This window comes from Alteromonas sp. PRIM-21 (assembly GCF_027563165.1).
In the GTDB taxonomy this organism is placed as follows: Bacteria; Pseudomonadota; Gammaproteobacteria; order Enterobacterales; family Alteromonadaceae; genus Alteromonas; species Alteromonas macleodii_A.
Genome location: NZ_JADOEK010000014.1, coordinates 67,439 through 86,216, shown reverse-complemented (window position 1 = coordinate 86,216; position 18,778 = coordinate 67,439). Strand labels below are relative to the sequence as shown.

13 protein-coding genes are annotated in these 18,778 nt (G+C 42.2%); 11 read left to right on the top strand and 2 right to left on the bottom strand.

All coding sequences use genetic code 11. The features are described from left to right. Positions 1–6 precede the first annotated feature (6 nt). The 11 genes from IW644_RS17230 to IW644_RS17180 all read left to right on the top strand — a co-directional run bounded on the left by IW644_RS17230 (position 7) and on the right by IW644_RS17180 (position 14,848). The gene (locus tag IW644_RS17230) at positions 7–780 is read left to right on the top strand and encodes a glucose 1-dehydrogenase (protein WP_131094860.1); all 774 of its coding nucleotides are present in this window, start codon (positions 7–9) and stop codon (positions 778–780) included. 44 nt (positions 781–824) lie between these two features. After that, entirely contained in the window at positions 825–1,655 is an 831-nt protein-coding gene (gene kduI / locus IW644_RS17225) for a 5-dehydro-4-deoxy-D-glucuronate isomerase (protein WP_269918630.1), read from the top strand. Between the two features lie 131 nt (positions 1,656–1,786). Further along, a complete protein-coding gene (locus IW644_RS17220; RefSeq protein WP_131094859.1) occupies positions 1,787–2,584 on the top strand; it encodes a DeoR/GlpR family DNA-binding transcription regulator in 798 nt (265 codons plus the stop codon). A gap of 356 nt (positions 2,585–2,940) precedes the next feature. Next, positions 2,941–4,329 (top strand): FGGY-family carbohydrate kinase, encoded by a 1,389-nt coding sequence (locus IW644_RS17215; protein WP_269918629.1) that lies wholly within the window; start codon positions 2,941–2,943, stop codon positions 4,327–4,329. Positions 4,330–4,494: 165 nt separating this feature from the next. Continuing rightward, on the top strand, positions 4,495–6,687 hold the full coding sequence (locus IW644_RS17210; RefSeq protein WP_269918628.1) for a bifunctional rhamnulose-1-phosphate aldolase/short-chain dehydrogenase: 2,193 nt from the start codon (positions 4,495–4,497) through the stop codon (positions 6,685–6,687). Positions 6,688–6,696: 9 nt separating this feature from the next. Next, positions 6,697–7,992 carry an L-rhamnose catabolism isomerase gene (rhaI, locus tag IW644_RS17205; protein ID WP_269918627.1) on the top strand — a complete coding sequence of 432 codons (1,296 nt, stop codon included), beginning with the start codon at positions 6,697–6,699 and terminating at the stop codon, positions 7,990–7,992. A gap of 118 nt (positions 7,993–8,110) precedes the next feature. Then, entirely contained in the window at positions 8,111–9,256 is a 1,146-nt protein-coding gene (locus IW644_RS17200; protein ID WP_269918626.1) for an alpha-hydroxy acid oxidase, read from the top strand. 106 nt (positions 9,257–9,362) lie between these two features. Beyond that, positions 9,363–10,160, top strand: coding sequence for a hypothetical protein (locus IW644_RS17195; RefSeq protein ID WP_269918625.1), 798 nt, complete (start codon positions 9,363–9,365; stop codon positions 10,158–10,160). Between the two features lie 149 nt (positions 10,161–10,309). Next, a complete protein-coding gene (locus IW644_RS17190; protein WP_269918624.1) occupies positions 10,310–10,837 on the top strand; it encodes an RNA polymerase sigma factor in 528 nt (175 codons plus the stop codon). Between the two features lie 51 nt (positions 10,838–10,888). Then, positions 10,889–11,908: a FecR family protein gene (locus IW644_RS17185; protein ID WP_269918623.1), complete on the top strand. Its 1,020-nt coding sequence runs from the start codon at positions 10,889–10,891 to the stop codon at positions 11,906–11,908. Positions 11,909–11,980: 72 nt separating this feature from the next. After that, positions 11,981–14,848: a TonB-dependent receptor gene (locus IW644_RS17180; protein WP_269918622.1), complete on the top strand. Its 2,868-nt coding sequence runs from the start codon at positions 11,981–11,983 to the stop codon at positions 14,846–14,848. A 44-nt stretch (positions 14,849–14,892) separates the two neighbouring features. Here IW644_RS17180 and IW644_RS17175 read toward each other — a convergent pair whose 3' ends face one another. After that, positions 14,893–17,637, bottom strand: coding sequence for a TonB-dependent receptor (locus IW644_RS17175; protein WP_269918621.1), 2,745 nt, complete (start codon positions 17,635–17,637; stop codon positions 14,893–14,895). A gap of 11 nt (positions 17,638–17,648) precedes the next feature. Next, the gene (locus IW644_RS17170) at positions 17,649–18,716 is read right to left on the bottom strand and encodes a Ca2+-dependent phosphoinositide-specific phospholipase C (RefSeq protein ID WP_269918620.1); all 1,068 of its coding nucleotides are present in this window, start codon (positions 18,714–18,716) and stop codon (positions 17,649–17,651) included. Positions 18,717–18,778 lie beyond the last annotated feature (62 nt).

Genomic DNA, 18,778 nt, shown 5'->3' with positions numbered 1-18,778 from the left:
CATGACGTGTCTGATTATTTAAGTAGACAATTTGGCCTACATGGAAAAGTTGCAGTCGTTACTGGTGCGAGCAGAGGGCTAGGGCAGGGCATTGCTTTGGCGCTAGGTGAAGCGGGTGCGACAGTAATCGCGATTGGCTCTTCGACAAAGAGCGTAGAATCTACCATTGACTTGCTGGTTAAGAAAGATATTGAGTGTGCTGGCTATGGGTGCGATCAATCAGACACCTCCCAAATTATCGATACCGTAAATAAGATTATTGAAAATCATGGTCGAATTGACGTTTTAGTTAATAACGCTGGGACAATTAAGCGTTCACCTGCGCACGAGTTTTCTGATGAAGATTGGAATGAAGTAATAAATGTTAACTTAAATGGCGTATTCACATTTTGTCGAGAAGCTGGCAAGCAGATGCTTAAGCAAGGCAGCGGGAAGATAATTAATATCGCATCGTTACTGAGTTTCTCTGGTGGAATAACAGTACCTGCTTATGCAGCAAGCAAAGGCGGCGTAGCTCAGTTGACTAAAGCGCTTGCTAATGAGTGGGCTAACAAAAACATTCAAGTTAATGCAATTGCCCCTGGCTATTTTGAAACAGACAATACTTTTAATATCCGTCAAGACAAAGAGAGATTTGAAAGTATTAGTAGCCGAATTCCTGCGGATAAATGGGGGCAACCAGATGACCTGGCAGGTGCAGCTATTTTCCTTTCTTCAAAGGCCTCATCATATGTTAACGGGCATGTATTGCTTGTTGACGGTGGCTGGATGGCTCGCTAAAGCGAGCCTGTTCAAATTTTCACCTCACGATAAAAAGGTATCGCATGAATTTTCTTTTCTCTACAAATAAACGCAGCTACCCCAGCATGACTAATGAAGAGCTTAGAGAGGCTTTCTTAACTGAACCTCTTTTCGTTCCTGGTCAGCTTTCACTTACGTACACAGATGTTGATCGGGCTGTTATTGGTGGCGCGATGCCGACAGGCTCACCTATTGAGTTACCTACACATAAAGAATTAGCGGCCGATTATTTTTGTGAAAGGCGAGAACTTGGCATCATTAACATCGGTGGTAAAGGCGCTGTTAAAGTTGATGGCAATGATTACACGATGGCGCAAAAAGATAGCTTGTACGTGTCGAGAGGAAGTAAAGAAGTTACTTTGTCATCGGATGACCCAAATGAGCCTGCAAAATTTTATATGGTTTCATACCCAGCACACCGTGTAACTAAAACAGTTCACGTGCCTAAAGTCGATGCAAAACACATCGAGCTTGGTTCTCAGGAAACATCGAATGAAAGAACGATTTTCCAATCAATCCGCCCTGGAATCGTGGATAGCTGTCAATTAGTGATGGGTATTACAGAGTTAAAAACAGGCAGCGTATGGAATACTAAGCCGCCTCATACGCATTTTCGTAGAACTGAAATATATATGTACTTCGACCTTGACCAAAACGAACGAGTATTTCACATGCTTGGTGAGCCTAAAGAAGTCAAAACTTTGCCATTAGCCCCTGAAGTTGCTATTGCCTCTCCTAGTTGGTCTATTCACAGTGGGGTCGGTACGACTAACTATAGTTTTATCTGGGCGATGGGTGGTGAGAATCAAGAGTTTGACGACATGGACCACATCGAAATCTCTTCGTTAAGCTAGATAATCTACTGAAAATAGCTATCAAGTATGTAAATTATATCAAAATCAATCATGAAATGAGTTTTTTGATTGATTTTGGTTACTTGGGTCCCTATATTAATATCTATAACGCTAAATAGGACAGAAAAGTAATGCTTGAAAAGCAGCGACAGCAGTTAATTCTAGAGATATTGGAAGAGTCAACATTTGCAAGTGTACCTGAGTTGTGTAGTCAACTTGGAGCATCAGAAGCAACTATCAGACGAGACTTAAAGAAACTATCTGCGCAGAAAAAGATTAAAAAAATTCGCGGCGGCGCACAAGTAATAGATAGTGGCTCCACTTCAAACTTCTATCTTTCTGGAAACGCTTTTCTAATCGATAAAGAGAAAAACGCAGACATAAAACGCGCTATCGCTAAAACCGCATGCGAACTTTGCAATGACGGTGAATCGATCATTATAAATGGCGGTAGTTCGACATTTATGATGGCAGAATTTTTAAGAGATAAGCGACTCAATGTACTCACCAACTCGTTTGTTCTTGCCCAAGACTTAGTGGAAAACAGCCAAAATCAGGTGACGTTACCTGGCGGCGAGGTTTACCGAAAACAAAGTATAATATTGAGCTCGTTTGAAAATGATACGACTCAGAACTACCGTGGGACTATGATGTTCATGGGCACGCCAGGAATTAGCAAGTATGGCGTAATGGAATCTGACCCTCTCTTAATCTTGGCGGAAAAGAAATTGCGTAAGCAAGCTGACAAGTTAGTTGTATTAGCTGACAGCAGTAAAATTGGTTTACAGAGCAATCTGGTTTTCTGCGATTTAGATGCGGTTGACATAGTGATTACGGATAATCGCGCGGACAAAGCACAGCTTGATGAGATCAAAAGCTACGGTATTGAAGTAATCGTCGTTGATGTGGAAACTCTCGCTGCTGCGTAACTATTATTATCCCCCTGAACTAATAATCTGGTAAGCGGAAGTTAGTTTCCATCAACACTCATGTAATTTGCTACTTATAAGAGGTTTCCTGCAATTTGAAACCTCTATTCATCAGTCCTTTCAAAAAAAATCTCCATAATCCTAATAACCGTTGAAGTGGTGTACTTAATTATCATTAACTTGATAGTTATTAGTCAAAAGCTTTCAATTCCAGTCACTATTTGGTATACATAGTGTTAACAATTAGGGATGCCGCATAACTACTTAAAAGTTTGAATGAATACGCCATGGCTTTTGTTGGTGTTGCCATTTAGTCGGTATCTCTGTCATCTCAGAAAACTGGAGTTAGCGTAAGAGTGAAAGCTGTTTTAGATATTGGTAAGACTCATATAAAACTATTGTTTGTGTCAAATCATGAGCAGGTAGCGAGTTTCAGTTGCAAAAACGCCCCTATAGCGGGCCAATACCCTCAAGCAGATGTCGACAACATATGGGACTGGATTGTCGAGACGCTTAAGTCTTGTACGCATACCAAAAATGTTGAGGGGTTCGTTGTGACTACCCATGGGGCAACTGCTGCGCTTATTGATAGCAATGTTACAGATAAATCAAGAGCGCTCACGCTTCCCATCTTAGATTATGAATATCAAGGTATCGATGAATGCGCTGAGCTATACAAGGCAGAACGCCCAGTTTTCAACGAAACTTACTCGCCTTATCTTCCAGCAGGTTTAAACCTAGCCAAGCAATTATATTGGTTACAAAGGAAGTATCCAGAGCCGTTTTCGAATGCGGATACAATCTTATTGTATCCGCAGTATTGGGCATGGAGGCTAGGTGCTGAGCTAAGCTCTGAAGTAACGTCATTGGGTTGTCACACAGACTTATGGAAGCCTATAGAGGGTGAATACTCTTCTCTTGCAAATAAGAAAGGGTGGTCTAACTTGTTTCCTCCTTTGAAGAAAGCATGGGATTGCGTCGGAAACGTGACCGATGAGGTTTCTAAACAGACCGCTCTACCGACATCGTGCAAGATTTACTGTGGTATTCATGATAGTAATGCGAGCTTTTTACGATACCTGAATAGCGGCGAACAAGATGACGAGTTCACCGTCATATCTACTGGAACTTGGACTATCTTAATGCAGTCTGGTGGGGCTGTAAGCTCTCTTCACAATAAAACAGATACGCTTGCCAATGTTGACATTAATGGTAACCCAGTTTCCTGTGCAAGATTCATGGGAGGGAGAGAGTACGAAAGAATATGTACAACTTTGGGCGGTAATATAAAGATGAATCCGACCGAGAGCTCAATTCAAGATGCTCTGAGTAATTTTTGGCTTGTTACTCCGGATTTTAGTGAAGGTAATGGGCCGTTTCCGGGTATTAAACCTCGCTTGCTATGTCCAGAAAAACCAAGCTCTCCGCAGGCCATTGCTACTCTTTACTGCGCACTAATGATCAATCAGCGTCTGAGTGATTTAAACGCTGAAGGGCCGATTTACATTGAGGGGGCTTTTTTAAAGAATCCTTTACTCTGTCGCCTTGTTGCTCAATTAAGACCCAACCAAACCGTATTCGCATCTTCAGACAATACCGGAACTGTACTAGGAGCGGCTGCACTTATTAAATACGGTGAACAAGCACACAAGCTTGACCTAGAAACCGTTGAGCCTTCTTATTTCTTTGGTCTCAATGCGTATGTAAAAGAATGGCATAGGTCAATCAAAGGCGCTCAAAACTAAAAGAATTAGTCAATTTAGTACAAAATTCATGACACTAGCAATCAAATTTCAATCACTGGTGATTGAAATTGATTGACAAGGATTGAAAGTGGCGTATATTGTGGACGTATTAATCGATGTTCACATTTGTGATACATAACTAACTGTTAATTTTAGGACACTGTAATGGCTTTTAAACCCGATGATTACAAGCATGTAAAGTATCTTTGGAAGGATGAAGAAGCAGATAAGCTTTCTCCAGTAGAAAACCTAGTCTATCGTTCCAATAAGCTAGGAGAAGACCAAAGGATTACAAATACTGGCGGCGGCAATACATCTGCAAAGCTATTTGAGGAAGACCCGTTAACAGGTGAGCAAGTAGAAGTATTATGGGTTAAAGGCTCTGGCGGTGATTTACGAACTTCGACGAAAGAAAACTTTTCTTCACTTTATGAAGACAAACTAAAAGCTTTAGATACCGTTTATCAGCAATATCCTGATAAAGGTTATAAGTCTGCGGGTGAAGATCGCATGGTTGGTATGTTCAAACACTGCAACTTTTGCTTGAATCCGAGAGCGTCTTCAATCGATACGCCTTTGCACTCTATGATTGACGAAAAGCATGTCGATCACTTACATCCAAATGCAGTTATATCGGTTGCCTCTTGTAAAGACCAAGAAGCCCTTACGGAAGTGATTTGGGGTGGAAAACTGGCATACGTGCCATGGATGAGACCGGGATGGGAAGCCGCTAAAGTTTGTGAGGATAGCTACAAAGCGAATCCAGATATCTGGGGAATCTTGCTGGGACAACATGGTCACACAAACTGGTCTTCAGAGAGCAAAAGCTGTTATGAAACGTCACTGTGGGTTATTGAAACGGCTGCTCGTTATATTGAAGAGCATGACAAGGGCGAGCAAACATTCGGTGGTCAAAAGTATGCGCCGTTGTCTGCTGAGGACTCGAAGAAGCTTCTCGTAGAGTTCATGCCAATTGCTCGAGGCAAGCTTTCGAATAAGGTTAAATATATCGGCACATTGCAAAACGATGAAGCAACACTACGTTTCGTAAATAGTGTAGATGCTTCTAGACTCGCTGATTTAGGCACATCTTGTCCCGACCACTTCCTTCGCACAAAGATTAAACCATTGTTTGTAGACTTTAATCCTGAAACAGATGGTCTAGAAACATTGGTTGAAAAATTTGAAGATTCTTTAGAAAAATATAGAGCAGACTATACGGCCTATTACGAAGCATGTAAGCGAGAAGATTCTCCAGCAATGAGGGATCCGAGTCCTACAGTTGTTCTTATTCCTGGCGTTGGAATGATTGCATGGGGCAAAAACAAAAGCGAGTCGAGAGTTACTGCTGAATTTTATAACTGTGCAATTGAAGTTATGAGAGGCGCTGAGGCTATATCAGAGTACACAGCATTACCAGCACAAGAAGCATTTGATATTGAATATTGGGCTTTAGAAGAAGCCAAATTACAAAGAATGCCTAAAGAAGCCCCTTTAGCAAGAGATGTAGTTGTAGTAATTGGCGCAGGCGATGGTATTGGCAAAGCTACAGCTCACCGCGTAGCGAAAGAGGGCGCGCATGTTGTTTGTGCTGATTTGCGTTTAGAAAATGCTAAAGCCACAGCAGAAGAGCTTGAGGCTCTATATGGTAAAGGTATCGGAGTAGCTGGAACAGGTATTTCTTCTTGCGGACCGGCGATTGCTTTAGAAGTAGATATCACAAAGCGCGATACCGTAGAAGAGTTGTTTGCTAACGTTACTCTTGCCTACGGAGGTATCGACAAAGTCATTGTTACCGCTGGTGTTTTCATCGCAGAAGGCGCAGATTTGGCGAAGAATGATCAAGTGTTTGAATTAAGCTTTAACGTAAACGTTAAAGGTGGCTATGTCGTTGCTTCTGAAGCCCAAAAAATTTGGGAAAAGCAGCAAATGAAAGGGAATATGGTTTTAACTACAAGTGTGAATGGAGCTGTATCGAAGAAAGGTTCACTTGCTTACGATACAAGTAAGTCTGCAGCAAACCACTTAGTACGAGAGCTTGCTGTAACACTAGCACCGCTTGTGAATGTTAACGCGCTGGCACCTGCGACTGTCGTACAGGGTAGTAGCATGTTCCCACGCGACCGCGTTATATCTTCGCTAACAAAGTATGATATCCCGTTCCAAGAGTCAGACTCCACTGAGGAACTTCGTACACGCTTGGCTGAGTTCTATGCGCAGAGAACACTTACTAAGTCACCAATCACGCCTGAAGATCAAGCAGAGGCAGCTTACCTTCTTGTATCTGGACAGCTTAATAAAACCACAGGCCAAATCATTAGTGTAGACGGCGGTTTGCACGAAGCCTTCTTACGCTAGGAGTATATTATGTTACGTAGAATAGATTCAGCTTTAGTAAGCGAACAGAACGAAGAGCTTTACGGAAACCTTAAAACTGACTATGACGCGCTTGCCGATAAGCTGGCACGTGATGGTATTGATATTGAAAAATTTACCAAGGCCGCAGAAGAGTTTCAAATTGCTGTTCCTTCATGGGGAACAGGCACGGGCGGTACAAGGTTTGCTCGCTTCCCTCTACAGGGTGAGCCTCGCAACATTTTTGAAAAACTAGAAGACTGTTCGGTTATTAATGAACTTTCTGGCTGTACCGATAGTGTGTCGCCGCACTTTCCGTGGGACAAGGTAGATGACTTTAGCGAATTGAAACAAGCGTCTGATGAATATGGAATTAAGTGGGTTTCTGTTAACTCAAATACTTTTCAAGATCAGAAGGGCCAAACGGCATCTTACAAATACGGTAGCTTGAGCAATACGCAAGAAGCATCTCGCGAGTTGGCTATTCAACACAATCTAGACTGCATCGAGTACGGTAAAGCGCTAGATGCAAAGAGCCTTACCGTTTGGGTAGGTGATGGTTCAAACCACCCAGGACAACAGCATTTTCAACGTGCATTTGAACGCTACTTGTCTAGCATGGAGAAAATCTATGCAGGGCTTCCAGATGACTGGGAAATGCATATTGAACACAAAATGTTCGAACCTGCATTTTACTCAACAGTAATTCAAGACTGGGGCTCGAATATTCTTGCTGCTATGCATTTAGGTCCGAAGTGTAAATCACTTGTTGACCTAGGCCACCATGCACCGAATACAAACATTGAAATGATTGTCTCGCGTCTAATTCAGTTTAAGAAGCTTGGCGGTTTCCACTTCAACGATAGTAAGTATGGCGATGACGATTTAGACAGTGGTTCACTGCATCCATATCAACAGTTCCTAATTTTCAATGAATTAGTTGATGCTGAATATCGTCAACAAGCAGAGTTCAATCCATCTTACATGTTGGACCAATCACATAATGTTACTGATCCTATCGAAAGCTTGATTATTTCTGCAATCGAAGTGCAACGTTCTTACGTTAAAGCACTACTAGTGGACAGAGAAGCGCTATACGGTTATCAAGAAGACAATGATGCAATGATGGCCTCGCTTGAGCTTAAGAAAGCATTTAACGTTGATGTTACGCCTATCTTAGCCATGGCTCGCTATCGTCAATCAGCGGCGATTAACCCTATCGGCGCGTACCGCTCTGTCGACTACAGAGAAAGGATGGATAAAGAACGTCCGCGTGACCCTAATGCCACTGGCTCAGGGATTGTGTAGAAAAAAATTGGTAGCCGCTTTCTACCTGTACTCTACAAAAAAGCGATTGAAGAAGAATAAAGAAGAATAAGAATAATATAAATAGCTGTTGTCAAACTATCGGAATAAGAAAACGCAAATGTTATTGAGTAACTGTCATAACTATCATGATTTTAGAAAGTTAGCGCAAAAAAGGCTGCCTGGTCCTATATTCAATTATATCGACGGGGGAGCTGACGACGAGGTAACTATGCGTCGCAACTCTGAATCTTTTCAGAGTTGCGATCTTATTCCAAACGTTCTGACCGGTGTAAAAGACATTGATTTAAGTGTTGAGGTGATGGGGCAGAAGCTTGCGCTTCCAGTCTATTTATCCCCTACGGCACTGCAGCGCCTGTTTCATCACCAAGGTGAGCGCGCGACCGCAGGAGCAGCGGAAAAATTTGGAACGATGTTTGGTGTTTCTTCCCTTGGTACAGTGAGTATGGAAGAAATCGCTAAAAAATATGATACGCCCCAAGTTTATCAGTTCTATTTTCATAAAGATCGTGGCCTGAACAGGGCTATGATGGAAAGAGCCAAAGAATCTAATATTGAAGTGATGATGCTAACAGTTGATTCTATCACTGGTGGCAACAGAGAGCGTGATTTGCGAACAGGTTTTGCTATTCCCTTTCGACTCAACCTCAAAGGCTTATGGCAATTTGCAACACGACCGATGTGGGGGATCAACTATGTTACCCACGAGAAATTCTCTCTTCCTCAGTTAGACGCCCACATCGACATGGGGGGCGGTGCTAGCTCAATAGGTGATTATTTCACTAATATGCTAGACCCCTCGATGAATTGGAAAGATGTTGAAGAGATGGTTAAGTTCTGGGATGGCCAGTTTTGCTTGAAAGGCATTATGAGTGTTGAAGATGCAAAGCGTGCTGTGGATATCGGTTGCACAGGAATCGTTATTTCTAATCACGGCGGTCGTCAGTTAGATGGTTCGAGAAGTTCGTTTGATCATCTGGCTGAAATTGTTGACGCAGTCGGCGACAAAATAGATGTCATATTTGATAGTGGTGCTCAAAGAGGCACTCACGTTTTAAAAGCATTAGCGCTTGGGGCAAAAGCTGTTGGCTTAGGACGTTATTATCTATTTGCTTTAGCCGCGGCGGGTCAAAAAGGAGTAGAGAGAGCGATGCAATTAATGGTTGCGGAAATCGAGCGCGATATGCGACTAATGGGCTGTTCGAAGATTAGTGACCTTAACCGCGATCATATTAGATTTAGATAAGTTTTAATCTCACGCACTATTTTCGTCCCCGTCTTGATAAATAATTAGTCTTCATAGTTGTAGTTTTAAATTAACTGCGAACTAACTTAACCTAATTGGATTAACTATGAAGACTATCGCTGCATTAATTATAGCTAGCTTATCTTTTTCATCTTCAGCTAACACTACAGAAGTACAGGATTTTAGGCCTGTTTTTAAACTAAGAAACGACCTACAGTGCTGGCCAACTGAACCCGCCCAAGGACTTAACTCTGGCAATTGCACTAGCAAATCCTCATTTCAGGTGTCACCTCCTTCTGTTTATGTAGAAAGCTATTCCGAATTAGTAGGTGGAAATAGTCATTCACTTATTACTTACTGGGCTTACTACGGTAATCAAAATGGTTGTACTACTTTTGACAGTGGTCACTCAGATGATTGGGAGCCAGTAACTGTGCACACTGTAAATGGCTCGATAAAGCACGTCACTTACTGGCAGCACAATGGTAGATACACCAAACCGGTCTCAGAAATCGAAACCGATGGTAGTCATCCAGTGGTTTATGTAGGAAAGTACTCTCACGGTAATTATCACGACCAGCGTAGTAGGGCATCTTTCGACAGTTGGGCATTTGGGACGGGGAACTACTGCTACTATTGGAAAGATCCCAGGGGGCCAGGTCAAACATGGGCTCCAGGAGTTCAAGAACTTTCTAGTATTGGACAAAGTAGTGTTTTCCCAGGTTCTACAAACCCAATTACAAGGGATCTTAGGCCGCATGAAAGAACGGTGTGCAGAACTGATGGAGGGAGGGTTCTAGCTGGAATCATTGACGGAACAGAAAATACGTGTGACCGAAACCCTTCTTATTTAAAAGGTGAAAACATGTTGCTCAAAGATATGTTTTATCTAGATATTTATTAATTTTCAGTGAGGTGAATTTTCTCACCTCACTTCATTTAGTATTTGAGGCGTACAGCTAGATTTTAAATGGGGTTCCGAGGCCTCTGAAATCATAGTGTCATACAAATGATATATGATAATTTCATGGAATTTCAGTAAATTAACGAATAATGAAACCATCGGCAGAATTACATTGGGATGAGCTAGAAAATAACGACGTAAAAGATTTACTCACGTCGCTTAAGGCATTCATCCGAAGCTTAACAGTCGATCAAAGCCAAGCTGACGATATCTTTCAAGAGACAGTGTTAAGGACGAAGAGGAGCAAGCAGTTATCTGAATTAGAGTCTCCACTTGCCTATATGATCACTGTGTCAAAAACAGTTTTATACGATTTTCAGAAAAAAAGTGTTCCGCAGTACGTCGAAATTGGAGAAGTAAGTATTCAATCTGACGACTATTCTCCAAGTAATACTTATCTTAATCAACAGAAACTGGCGTTAGTAGATAATATACTCCTAAACATGTCACCCATCAGAAGAGAAATTTTTCTGCTTCGAAGAGTAGAAGGCTTGGCGCGAGATGACATCGCAAGAAGGTTAAATGTAAGTGTTGAGGTGGTCAAAAAGCATTTAACAAGAGCGATGGTAGAAATCACTGTGAAACTTGAAGAAGCTGGATGGCTTGAGGATAACTAAAATGAAATTCTACCTCTTGGTTTTACTGTACAGGGTTAACGGCTTAATAAAATGACATCATTAGTTCTAGAGGAAGCAGCAGACTGGTTTGATCGTATTGATGAATTAAGCGAAAAAGAGCAGAGTGATTTCGCGAACTGGCTTGCTATAGAAGAAAACAAGGCTGCTTTTCGCAAGATAGCTACCGCAATGGGGCAGCCTGAGCTCGCTGCACGGTCAATAGCTCTCTCTACAAAATTCACAACAAATAAAGCGCCACTAGCACGAAATGGTCTAACTGATCATAAAAGTGGAGAGGATAAAGTGGCGCGCAGTCGCAGGGCCACCTACTGGTCAATTGCTTCGGCGGCCTGTATTGCATGTGTTGTCGTATTTTTTACTTCGGGTAATGTCGATTTAACGGCGAACTCTGAGGAACAACTGTCTGCCCTTGCTGACCATGAAACCAGTACTTTCACCGTTATTTCAACTTCTACTACAGAAGAAAAGTCCAATGTATTAGATGATGGCTCAATTGTTTATCAAGGTGGTGATAGTCAAATAAGTGTAGCGTTTAGTGCTGAAAAGAGAGAGGTTAACCTCACTAAAGGCCAGGCATATTTTGACGTAACGCATGCGCCACAAAGACCGTTCATTGTCGATTTGGATGAAGCAACAATCACAGTTGTAGGGACCGCTTTCGACATTGATAGGCTAGAAGGTCAGACTATAGTAAAAGTTTACGACGGTACGGTAAGAGTTAGCGCCGACCGCGAAATTCTCTTAAATAGAGGTCAAAAACTTACGCTCAAAAACGGTGTTGTTACATCAAACTCGGTATTTACGCCTCAGCAGGTCCCAAGTTGGAGGATGGGGTGGTTAAGTATTGAAGACACACCTATAAACGTGGTGATAGAAAGATTGAACCGTTATTCATCACGACACCTCAACTACATTGGCGACCCAGATGTAATTATCTCAGGGCGGTTTAGTTTACGCGATATTAGTGAGTCTCTAAACTTATTATCTTCAATGCAAGAATTCTCGGTCGAACGAACGAGTACAGATTACATAGTGAGACAAATAAAGTAGTCATTCACTATGCTTAAGCACGTTTCGTGTAAATGTAGAGTATTTTTCTTTTTGTCATTATTTGTCAGTGACATGAGTTCTATTACTCATGCATCTACCGTTGCCCCTGAGAGACTAGAATATATAACGCTTTCTTCAACATCACTGAGCCAAAGCTTAGCGGTAATTGCAGAAAAGTTCGGTGTTGGTTATGTCGCATCGCCCTCCCTGATTAAAGAAGTAATGTCGCCCGCTATTTCTGGCAGGTTTACGCTCGAAACTGTACTACAAAAGGTGCTAGATGGAACTGGATTAACTTTTAGCATTACGAGTAGTGGGGTAGTCATTCGAAGGGCTGAAAGTATAATCGACCAAAGCGTTATCGAAGAAATAAACGTTAATGGAATTCGAGGCTCTCTAAATCTGTCTAGACAAGAAAAGCGCAACGAGAAACAGGTCACAGATGTTATCGTCGCTCAAGACATTTCAAGATACCCAGACAGAAATCTTGCAGAATCGATGCAACGAATTCCAGGAATGAGCATAACGAGGGAAGCAGGTGAGGGGCGGCAGGTGGTGCTTCGAGGTTTAGACCCCGACTTTACCTTAGTTACGATTAATGGGATGCCTGTACTTTCAAACAATGACTCTCCTATGGATAGCAGGACACAGAGAGATAGAGATCGTTCCTTTGACCTCAACTTGTTTACTTCAGAACTTTTTAATCAGATTAAAGTTTTTAAAAGCTACTCTGTAGGGCAACCAAGCGGCGGCGTAGCTGGTATTGCCGCACTAACCACAGCAAAACCTTTCGATTCACCAGGACTACATTGGAACATTTCTCATCAAATCGATACGAACCAATATGCTGAAGGTCTTTCAAACCGCTCTTCATTTACTTTGTCTTCAACCAACCAGCATTGGGGCATGTTGATTTCTGCAGCCTACGGACAAAGGTCGTATCAAGAGCAAGGCGCAAATACCTTTAGGTGGAGGCTACTTGCTCCCGAAGGGGCGGATGTCTCTGCTTTAGAGCCTGAATTGGTTGACGCTTGGCAGGATCAAGAAATTAGGGTTCCAAGGGGAAATCGTTATTCTGTGTGGCGAGGAGACATGGACCGCCTGGGTATCGGGGCGACTATAGAGTATCAAACTGAGCCAAGTCACTTCACAATCGACTGGATCTACGGCCGACTCGATAGCCAACGACAAGAGAATCATCTATACCCACGGGGTTTTCAGTCTACGCCAATAATCGAGGGCAAAACTTTTTTAACGGATGCAGAGGTTAACTCAAAGAACGAACTCGTTTACGCGGATTACCGAAATGCTCGTGTTGGAACAGAAAGCCGTCATCAGGAGGTATCAACACAGTTTCAACAAACCGTGCTGAACTTTGAGCATAGACTGTCGAGCAATCTTGTATTTGATGGCGTGCTAGGTATGCAAAGTGCTAGGTATAGAATGCCTCAGAGTATTCGAGCTTACATGAGAGGAGAAAGTGATGTTTCTATTGACTACAGAGGCGATTATTACTTCCCTGATATAAAATATAGTGCGGGCTTGACTCAACCCGATATGTGGCAAATGAACGAACTCGACTCTGAGCAGTTTATCTCCACGTCTGATTTTACTTACGTGAAAGGTCAAATACAGGTAAATGCAAGCCACCGAAGTAGTTGGGAGCTGGGTTTGGAATTTGTACAGTTTGAAAATACGGCCAAATATACGGATATTCAAAACATCCTAAAAGAACGCTGGTCATCTACACGAGAGTCAGTACCTCAAAGCACAGCCTATGTTTTTGATAGTCATCAGCATTTAAATTGGTTAGCCCTTAGACCAGAACAGGTATTCACTTTTTACAACAAACCTTCTTCGGTGGATTCACTGCTATTGTCTTACGCTCCCGATAGAGTTATTGACAATCTGATAAAAGAAAAAAGAACGTCTTTTTTTACTCAATACTCTGTCGAAGGTGGTGATTGGACTTTCGATGCGGGACTACGAGCAGAGCATGATGCGTCTTCTGTTTCGGTATTTCAGTCTAGTCTTATAAATCGCTATGACTTAAGCAATATTGCGTTTCTACCCTCAATACAATTTAACTACAGAAAAGGTGAGCAAGTAGTCAAAGTTGGAATGAGCAGAACGATAGGCCACCAAGAATTAGATACCTTGACAAGAAATATTCAGCTTATCGAAGACGAAAATGTATTCATTCTTTCCAATGATAGGCTTAAGCCTATAAGTGCTTACAATCTCGATCTAAGCTTCGAAGCCTATCCGGGAGAAACCGATAGATACTCAGCTAATATATTTGGTAAATGGATAAAAAACAGTTTAGCTTCCACTAGTCAACGCTTGCTTTTAAGTGATGTAGCTAGCGATTATCCTGAACTATTCTCTAGTGATTTTGAACGTGTCTACGTAGATGTTGTAACGCCAACGAACCAAAGTACTTATTTTTTATATGGCGTAGAAGGGAGTGCGCAATTAGAGTGGTCATTGGGCGACTATATGTCGCGCTTTAACGTATTTCACTTTGGGATAGTGGCAAATGCTAGTTATACATTTGGAAATGTTCAGTATTACAACACTAATACTGGTGAGCGCCTAGATAAAAAGACTGCGCCTTATCTTTCTCCGCTATTGGCCAATCTTACCGCCTATCTTGAGGGATACGCATTGAGCCTGAGGCTCTCAGCCACCTATCGCGATGAGTATATTGCAAGAGTAGATGGAGGAACCTTAGTTGATGAAAATGAGACAGGATTTCTGTCTACGCTATACATGGATGCGGTAGTAGCTTATCAAATCTCGGACAGTGTAGAGCTAAGGATTGAAGCAACTAATCTTACTGATGAACGAGAAATTCAGTACTCCGATTCTTCTTATCGTCCATACAATACTACGGTAAGTGGTCGTAATTATTCTCTTGCCATTTCTTATCGCTATTAAAAGCTCGAAGGGCTTATTCTTATGAGCCCTTCGAGCACATCTATTTACATTGAATAAGTAAAACCTAAGTAAAATGTTCTTCCACTTACCGTTGTGTTGTACAAACGGTCATCCGAATCGCTGTATTGCTCTTCGCGCTCATCAGAAAGGTTGATTCCTTCTAGTGTCAGCTTGAGGTTATCATTTACATTGTAAAATGCTGAGAAGTCCCAGTAAGTGGTGCCGTGAAAGCCCGCCTCATCTTGGTCACTGCTCGACGTTTCAACCTGCGTTAGGTAATCATCACGATAGGCTGCAGAAACGCGCACTCCCCAATTATCAGTCTCGTAATACATCGTTGCATTGTAGATATTTTCAGACAATCCATAAAAGGGGCGGTAAACCTCCACGCTTTCACCATCGACTAAGATGTTGTGTAAAGACTCGCCATCAGAATAGGTATAGTTAACAATAGCGCCAAGATTATCGAACGGTGCTGGCAGAAAATCGAAATCACGCTGGAACGCTATTTCCCAGCCTGAAAAGTCGCTTTCTGCTAAATTTTGAGGCTGTGAGAAGGTGTACAGTGTATCTGGCGTTTGTGCATTTCCATTTTCGTCTACCATGCCTTCAATTAACGAAAGCGGATATCCTGTATCACCATAGGCTATTGGAGATACATTAGTAGCTATAAAATTATCAATCTCCTTTTGGAAGTAAGTGATAGAGGCATAACCGACTTCATCAAAGTAGTACTCAACTCCTGCCTCCATATTGATTGTTTCAAAAGGCTGAAGACCAGGATTACCCGCATTGATACTCAAACCACTTGAACCAAATAATGGGTCAGTATTTACCGTACCTGATACAGATAAGCTTCCCAGTGTAGGTCGCGTTACGTTTTTCCCAGCGCTCGCTCTTAACACAAGGCTCTCAGTGGCATACCATGCAACATTTAGCGTTGGCAACAGTCCATCATAGTCCCTCTCTACAGTGACGTATTCGCTACCATTTACGATGCCACTCGATTGAATGTCGGTATCAAAATAGCGTAAACCAAAACTAGCTCTTAGCTCAGAATCGGGTAATAGCAAGTCATATTCATATGTCGCGTATAGCGCCATGGTCTCTTCTGTGACTTCATTAGGCGCATCGCTATACGTTATGTCGCGCTCAACATTGAATTCATTTAGCACAGCGCCAACGTCCGTACTTAGCCAATCTTGTTTTTTGTGAATGGAGTTTACATAAACATATTCAGGATTAATCACATCGCTTACTTCGCCACTTTGCCATTCACTTCTTAATGCATTGCCGACTTGTTCTCTGTTGTTGCTGTGTTCGAACTTTTTAAATGAGCCACCAAGTTTCAATGAAGCGCTATCAGACAGCAAGTAATCCGCATCAAGCTTAGCGATATCAAAGCTATTTTCTACTTCGTCCTCCTGAAGATCTATCTCGTGATAACGGTACTCATTGATATCTGTTGGATCAAATCCGTTGATGTAGGTATTGCTACCATAAAAGCGGTCTTCTCTGTAGTCTATGGTCATATCCGCGAAAGATTCTAAGTAGACTTTTGCACTATTACTTTCGTACTCACTTTCCATATGCCCGAGTAAGCCTGAAACCGTAAATGCATCCGTTACACGCCACTGTGCGTTCAACACCAACTGTGAAATGTCTGTTGTTGCTTCTTGGTCGCGACTTTCTGAGTGCAACGCGGTATTTTCCCACGATGAATATATAACTTCGTTGTTTTGGTTATATTCTATGTCAGTCAAGGCAGAGCAAAAATTGCGTGCACCGTCATAATCTGCTCCTGTGCAGCCAAGTGCGGTTGAACTAGACCCTCTGCTTTGTAAATGAAACTCTCCGCGATCGTTATCAAGTGTGCCGTATAGCGCATCAAGACCAAGTGAAAATGCATCAGACGGTCTGTATTGGAGCGCTAATGTAGCGCCAACCCTAGTTTGTTCACTATTAAATTGGGAGTATCTACTGCCTCGTGAGAAACGCAGGTTGCCGCTATTTACAGCATCTTGATCTGCTGGTGATAGTGAAGATATGTCTGAGCCTTGGGCGTTGCGAGGTCGCCAACGATAGGTGTTATAACCTTGTTCAGCCGTATCACGCTTGCTAAGTGCCAGTGAAACAAGAGCGCCGAAATCACCCCACGTGTTTGAAACTAATGCTGCGACTCTCGGGGCTGCGTCGTCGGTCAAAGAATTATTGCCTGCTTGCGCACTGATTACACTTTTGAAGCCATCATAATCAAATGGCTTTGCGGTATAGAGCTTGACGGTGCCGCCTATGCCGCCTTCATCCATTTCTGCAGAATAGCTCTTCTGAACGTCAATTTGGTTAAATAGCTCGGATGCAAAAATGTTGAAATCGAAAGAGCGAGATAGGTTAGTTGTACCTCTACTGTCCATTGCTGATGAAGATGTACCCAGTGCTTCCATGCCGTTTAATTGCACTTGAGTAAAATCTGCGTTGAGGCCCCGTAGAGATATTTGTCTACCTTCACCGGCTTCACGGGTTATGGTTACGCCTGGTATTCTTTGAATAGACTCCGCTAAATTGAGGCTTGGGAAGTCAGCAATATCTTCAGCAAGAATTGAATCTTGTGAACCTAGCGCGTCCTTTTTTAAATCTTTAGCCTTTATAAGTGAGCCTCGAAAACCACTTACCACAATCTGCTCTATCATTTCATCTTCTGTCTGCTGTGCTTGCGCAGTAAATTGCGTCATGCAGGTGGCTGATAGCACAGCTGTAGCTAAGAGTGTTTTTTTAAAATTAGTATTCATGGGTTTACCTTTTATTTGATTAAATTTTGATGTGTAACAGCGTTAAATCTTTTCAAGCAATCATTCTCGAAAGACACTGAATAACTGCGATTAATGGATTGGGGAGACTGGTTATAGAAGTCGCTAGAGATGAACTGAGCCCCACTGGCAAAAGCAGCATCTCTTTGCTGTCGCAAATTTTCTGTCGTAGCCGATAAATCAGCATCTGCGCGGGTTCTCACTAGAAAACCATCTTTGACTAATGCTTGAATTTCTTGCTGATTTTTAACTGGATCGTTTCGAATGAATATTGCGGCAGCGTCGGAGTTTTTCGGTGCTGAGAGAAACATGCTTCTATCTTGAAGCGTTGAACTCTGTTGAAGGTATATTTCTTTTTGAGCTTCGTTAGCATCGAATAAAAATAAGAATTTACCGCGAAGTGCATCAATACTTGGCCAGCCAGCCTCTGTTATTGCTGCTCTTAACGTGTGGTAGCTGGCGCGAACGCGATCTGGCGTAACTAACTTGCTTCCGAATAAACGCGCAATTTCATTATCTAAGTGTTCATAGTCTGAAATCGAAAAAATGGCGGGGGCCGCCTTATTAACAAACGTTGGCTGAGACTCTTTTGCATTTAAAAGAACGGTAATGGGGAAATGGTTAGGGTTCGCTTCTGACCATTCTAGAAGTTGCCTTGCACAAAGCTGCAGGGTCGAACAGTGCGTCATTACATCGACGTGTGGAATATGTAGAACCTTGAACCCAGGTTCTGCCAAAATTTGACGTTCGCTCTTTGTAAACCAGTTGCTATTGGAAAACGTTTCTATTTCAGGTGTGTTGTATTGATGCCCATACGGATCGTTAACTACATCAATTTCAATTTGACGAATTCCTAAATTCAACTGTTCTTGAAGCGAAGGGTGACTATAAGAAATCTTCTTTAAAAGGTCAGGTGACGTATCTGCTAAGAATTGCTCTGCCTCTGGTGGTAGCGCCTTTTTGTAACTATTGTGCGAACCAATAATTTGATACTGGTTCAGTGATTTCGCGCAAGATATAGCGCTAAAAACCAGAGTTAAAGAAAGTAAGAAATAACGCATAGGTACACATTCAAAGAGTATTTTGAAGGGTAGAGCGGAGTTGTTTGAAAAAGGGGACAGGA

Coding starts and splice junctions, on each gene's coding strand:
- kduI (WP_269918630.1), top strand. CDS start 825: ATGAATTTTCTTTTCTCTACAAATAAACGCAGCTACCCCAGCATGACT.
- IW644_RS17220 (WP_131094859.1), top strand. CDS start 1,787: ATGCTTGAAAAGCAGCGACAGCAGTTAATTCTAGAGATATTGGAAGAG.
- IW644_RS17210 (WP_269918628.1), top strand. CDS start 4,495: ATGGCTTTTAAACCCGATGATTACAAGCATGTAAAGTATCTTTGGAAG.
- rhaI (WP_269918627.1), top strand. CDS start 6,697: ATGTTACGTAGAATAGATTCAGCTTTAGTAAGCGAACAGAACGAAGAG.
- IW644_RS17200 (WP_269918626.1), top strand. CDS start 8,111: ATGTTATTGAGTAACTGTCATAACTATCATGATTTTAGAAAGTTAGCG.
- IW644_RS17195 (WP_269918625.1), top strand. CDS start 9,363: ATGAAGACTATCGCTGCATTAATTATAGCTAGCTTATCTTTTTCATCT.
- IW644_RS17190 (WP_269918624.1), top strand. CDS start 10,310: ATGAAACCATCGGCAGAATTACATTGGGATGAGCTAGAAAATAACGAC.
- IW644_RS17185 (WP_269918623.1), top strand. CDS start 10,889: ATGACATCATTAGTTCTAGAGGAAGCAGCAGACTGGTTTGATCGTATT.
- IW644_RS17180 (WP_269918622.1), top strand. CDS start 11,981: ATGAGTTCTATTACTCATGCATCTACCGTTGCCCCTGAGAGACTAGAA.
- IW644_RS17175 (WP_269918621.1), bottom strand. CDS start 17,637: ATGAATACTAATTTTAAAAAAACACTCTTAGCTACAGCTGTGCTATCA.
- IW644_RS17170 (WP_269918620.1), bottom strand. CDS start 18,716: ATGCGTTATTTCTTACTTTCTTTAACTCTGGTTTTTAGCGCTATATCT.